Annotated in this window: 1 protein-coding gene; it reads right to left on the bottom strand. The window is 68.2% G+C overall.

Going from position 1 to position 4,526, the window contains the following annotated elements:
- Window positions 1-277: 277 nt before the first annotated feature.
- Window positions 278-4,501, bottom strand: a complete 4,224-nt coding sequence (locus VD972_RS08540) for a type I polyketide synthase (RefSeq protein WP_324983580.1) — start codon at window positions 4,499-4,501, stop codon at window positions 278-280.
- Window positions 4,502-4,526: the final 25 nt, after the last annotated feature.

The raw sequence follows: 4,526 nt of genomic DNA, 5'->3' as shown, positions 1-4,526 counted from the left end.
CCGATGAGAGGGGGAGCTCCTCATACCCGCGACCGAGGAACTTCTGGGGTTTCTCTCCGAGCAACTGAGCGAACTCAGCGCTGCACTCGGTCAGCCGCCCGGAGGAGTCAAAGATTGCCATTCCCTCGTGAGCGGGCAGGCCGTTGGGGGACGAGAGAGCTGCCGGACGGATCATGCGAAGGGACCTTATTACAGTCACGTCCCGCACGCCTTTTCTCGGGCCGTCACGCAGCTGATCAGGAAAGACTTGAGATCGCTCAATTCCAAGGGAAAGCCTTCAGTGGCCTCGTGCTCCCTCACTGTGCGGGGAAGGTCCCTCCTCCCCTCCGATGAGGATCTGGCGCACGAGGCGGGCCACCGCCGCGACATGGGGGGGCTCCATCATGGTGAAGTGATCGCCGGGAACGTTGTGCATGGAGAAAGCACCGTCCGTGTGGTCCATCCACCAGCGCTCGGAGTGAGGCTCCAGCACCTCATTTCGCTCCCTGGCACGGAGATAGACGAGGGGGATCTGGCTGCGTCCAGGCGCGTAGGCGGCCAGGGCATGGGCGTGCACCAGGAGGAGCTCCCGGAAGGGTGAGTCTTTGGCGACCGCGCTGGCGAAACCCTCCCAGGCCGCGGGGGCCCGCTCCCGGAAAGGAGCCACCAGGCGCAGCAAATCCTCGGGCTGGTTGACCTGGAGTCGGCTCAGGGGCAGGGGCGGTGTGTCCAGGATCAACACGGGAGAGACTTCCAGGCCTCTCTGGAAGAGCTGGCGGGCCATCTCGTAGGCCACGGCCCCTCCGGAGGAATGCCCGCCCAGCTGGAAAGGCCCTTGAGGCTGGCGCTCCAGCAGCTCGGCGACGTAATGCGCCGCCATGGTCGGCACGTTGGCATGGATGGGTTCCCCGGGCTCGATGCCCGAGGCGCGGAAGGCATACACCGGCTGCAGAGGGCCGAGCTGTCGGGCCAGACTCATGTATGAGTAGACCGTGCCACCGATGGGCTGGACCAGGTAGAGGGGAGCGGTCTTGGCGGCCCCCGCCTGAAGGCAGACCAGCAGGCGTCTCTGCGGCGCGGCCTGCTCCCCGGGGGATGATTCGGGGGACGAAGGGGAGGCAGTGCTCGCTCTCCGGACAGTGGTGAGCAGTTGAGTGAACCTGGGGTTCTCTACCAGCGCGTGGACGGGCAGCACCACGCCGAGCCTCTCCCTCATGCGGGTGCGAAGCTGCAAGGCAATGAGCGAGGACCCGCCGACATCGAAGAAGTGATCGTCCGGCCGGATGGAACGGACGCCGAGCACTTCCCGCCAGATCTCCGCCACGACCTGCTCGAGCGCGTCCCGGCCAAGAGGGGGAGCCTTCAGGGTGGGAGCAGGGGGAGTCTGGACTCTCTGTGTCTTCTCGAGGAGGTGCTCGATCCGCTCGAACGGGTAGGTAGGCAGGGGCACGCGCTGCCTCCGCTCTTCTCGAGAGAAGGCTGCCCAGTCGAGCTCGCCGCCCACACACCAGAACTTCCCCACCGCGCCCAACAGGGCTTCCAGATCACCGCGGCCAGAGCCGGGGGTGGACAAGGTACTCGTCACCAGGCGTGCCTTCCCTGCCTCTGGATGGAGGCGCGCCAGTGATGCCAGCACCCTGCCTGGCCCCACCTCGATGAGCACCGGGGCTGGCAGCGCCAGCAAGGTCGCGAGCCCGTCGGCGAACCGCACCGTTCCTCGCAGATGGCGGGCCCAGTAAGAGGGGTCGAGCGCATCTGCAGGGCTCATCCAGGTGCCCGTGAGGTTGGAGACGACGGGGATGACAGGGGCCTGGAGCTTCATCGTGGCCGCGCGCTCGGTGAGGCGGGCCGCGAAGGGCTCTACCAGCGGCGAGTGGGAGGCACCCGCCAACCACAGGCGCTGTGTCTCGATTCCCCCGGCGTGCAGCCTCGCCTCCAGCTGCTCGATCGCCTCTCTGCGGCCCGCGACCACGCAGTGCTCGGGCCCATTGATCGCCGCGACGGAGACCCCCTGGGCCCATCTGCCAGAGAGCACCGCCTCTGGCAGAGGCACGCTCAACATGGCGGACTCAGGCATCGAGTCACACAGCCGCCCGCGGAGGGCCACGAGGGCCACCGCGTCTTCGAGCGAGAGCACACCGGCGAGCGTGGCGGCAGCGTACTCTCCCAGGCTGTGTCCGGTCAGCGCGGAGGGACGCAGTCCCCAGGAGAGCAGGAGTTGCGCCAGCGCATACTCGGTGGAGAAGATGGAGGCCATGTTGAGCGAGGGGCGCAGGAGCTGGGAAGTGGCCTCGGCGCGCTCCGCCTCCTCGGCGAACAGCAGCGAGCGCAGGTCGCACCCCAGCTCCCGGTCGAAGAGATTGGCACACAGGTCAAGCGTCTCTCGGTAGACGGGCTCGCCCTGGTAGAGCTCTTGCCCCATCCCCACCTGCTGGGTGCCCCCGCCCGGAAACATGAAGATCACCTGGGGTGGCTGCGGCTGGACGACTCCGTCGAAGAGCTTCGCGCTCTCTCGTGAAGCCAGCGCGGAGATCGCGGCATCACGCTCCTGGCAGACCACCACCCGGCGGTGCTCGAAGGCCACTCGTCCCTGCTGGAGGGTGAACGCCACATCCGGCAGCGGCAGCTCCGGCTGTTGCTGCAAGCGCTCGCTCAGCCTGTCGGTGGCCGTCTCGAGCGCCGCGGAGGTGCGGCTGGACAACGTCAGCAGCTGCCAGGGGCGCGAAGGGCCGGAGGGCGCGCGCAGGGGGGCCTCTTCCAGGATGGCATGGGCGTTGGTTCCACCGATGCCGAAAGCGCTCACGGCGGCGCGGCGGGGTCGCTCTCCGCGCGGCCACGGGCGCGGCTGTGCATTCACGAAGAAGGGACTGTCCTCGAGAGCAAGCTCCGGGTTGGGGCGGTGGAAGTGGAGGGTTGCGGGGATGAGCTCATGCTCGAGGGAGAGGGCCACCTTGAGCAGGCCCGTCACACCGGCCGCCACGTCCAGGTGCCCCAGGTTGCTCTTGAGCGAGCCGATGGCACAGGACTGCTTTGGAACCGTGCCACGGCGGAATGCCTTCGTGAGGGCTGCGACCTCGATGGGATCTCCCAGGGGTGTGGCCGTCCCGTGCGCCTCGACATAGCTCAGGGTCTCAGGGGTCACTCCCGCCGCGGCCTGGGCCCTGACGATGACCTCGGCCTGTCCCTCGATGCTGGGGGCGGTGTAGCCCACCTTCTGTGCGCCGTCGTTGTTGATGGCCGAGCCCAGGATGACGGCATGGACGGTGTCGCCATCTGCCAGAGCCTCGTCCAGCCGCTTGAGCACCACCACGGCCACTCCGCTGCCAGGAACGGTCCCTCGCGCCTGCGCATCGAAGGGCCGGCAAGAGCCATCGGGGGAGAGGATCCCGCCCTCCTCATAGGGATAGCCGGCGGGGCCGAGCGAGAACAGCGACACGCCGCCGGCCAGAGCCATGTCACACTGGTGGGACAGAAGACTCTCGCAGGCCATGTGGATGGCAACCAGCGAGGTCGAGCAGGCCGTCTGCAAGCTCAGTGCGGGGCCACGCAGTCCCAGCTTGTAGGCCACCCGCGTCGCAAGGAAGTCGTTGCCATTGCCGACGATTACCCGATAGTCGCCCGAACTGCCCCACAGAGCGCCCAGCGAGGCCACCCGCTGCAGCCAGTAACGTGGCACCCCCGCGCCGCCGAACACGCCGATGCCGCCCGGGTAGCGACGTGGGTCGTAGCCGCTGTCCTCCAGGGCCTCCCAGCAGCTCTCGAGGAAGAGGCGCTGCTGAGGATCGGTGAGCTGCGCCTCCTGGGGGGAGTACCCGAAGAAGGCCGCGTCGAAGTGGGCCGCATCCTCGAGCATGCCCAGGGCCGGGACGAAAGAGGGGTCCCGCAGAAGCTCCGGCGGCAGGTCAGAGGCGTGGAGCGACTCACGGGTGAAGTGGCTCAGTCCTTCGCGGCCCTCGCTCATCAGCTCCCACAGCGCTCGCGGGCTCCGTGCACCCGGGAAGCGGCCAGCCATGCCAATGATGGCAATGGCGTGATCCTGGCGTGCGAGCGCGGGGCCCGCTCCCTCCTGGGAGGCCGAGACCCTGGGCGCTTCCCTCTCCTTGGGACTCAGGTGTGCGGCAAGCTGGCGGATCGTGGGGTACTGGAAGAGCGTCACCAGCCCGATGTCTCGCTCCAGCCGCTCGCGGATCCGTGCTCGGACCTGTGCCAGCAGCAACGAGTGGCCACCGAGCTCGAAGAAGGGATCATCTACGCCCACGCGCTCCACGCCCAACACCTCTTGCCAGATGGCGCCCAGCGCGTGCTCGAGCTCCGAGCGCGGCGCCACGAAGCTCTGCTCGGTTCCGGGACGGGCCGTGCTGGGAGCTGGCAGCGCCCGGCGATCGAGCTTTCCGGTGAGCGTGAGGGGGAGCGTCTCGAGCCGCACGAGCGCCGAGGGCAGCATGTACCTGGGCAAGCGCTCCGCGAGGTGGGTGCGCAGCGCGGCCATGTCCAGCTCAGGCGGGGCAACGACGTAGCCCACCAGGCGCTTTTGACCGGGGGAGTCA

It is taken from the genome of Hyalangium sp. (genome assembly GCF_035629615.1).
GTDB lineage: Bacteria > Myxococcota > Myxococcia > Myxococcales > Myxococcaceae > Hyalangium.
The sequence above is the reverse complement of the archived record's forward strand: the minus strand, read 5'-3'. Positions and strand labels throughout refer to the sequence as shown.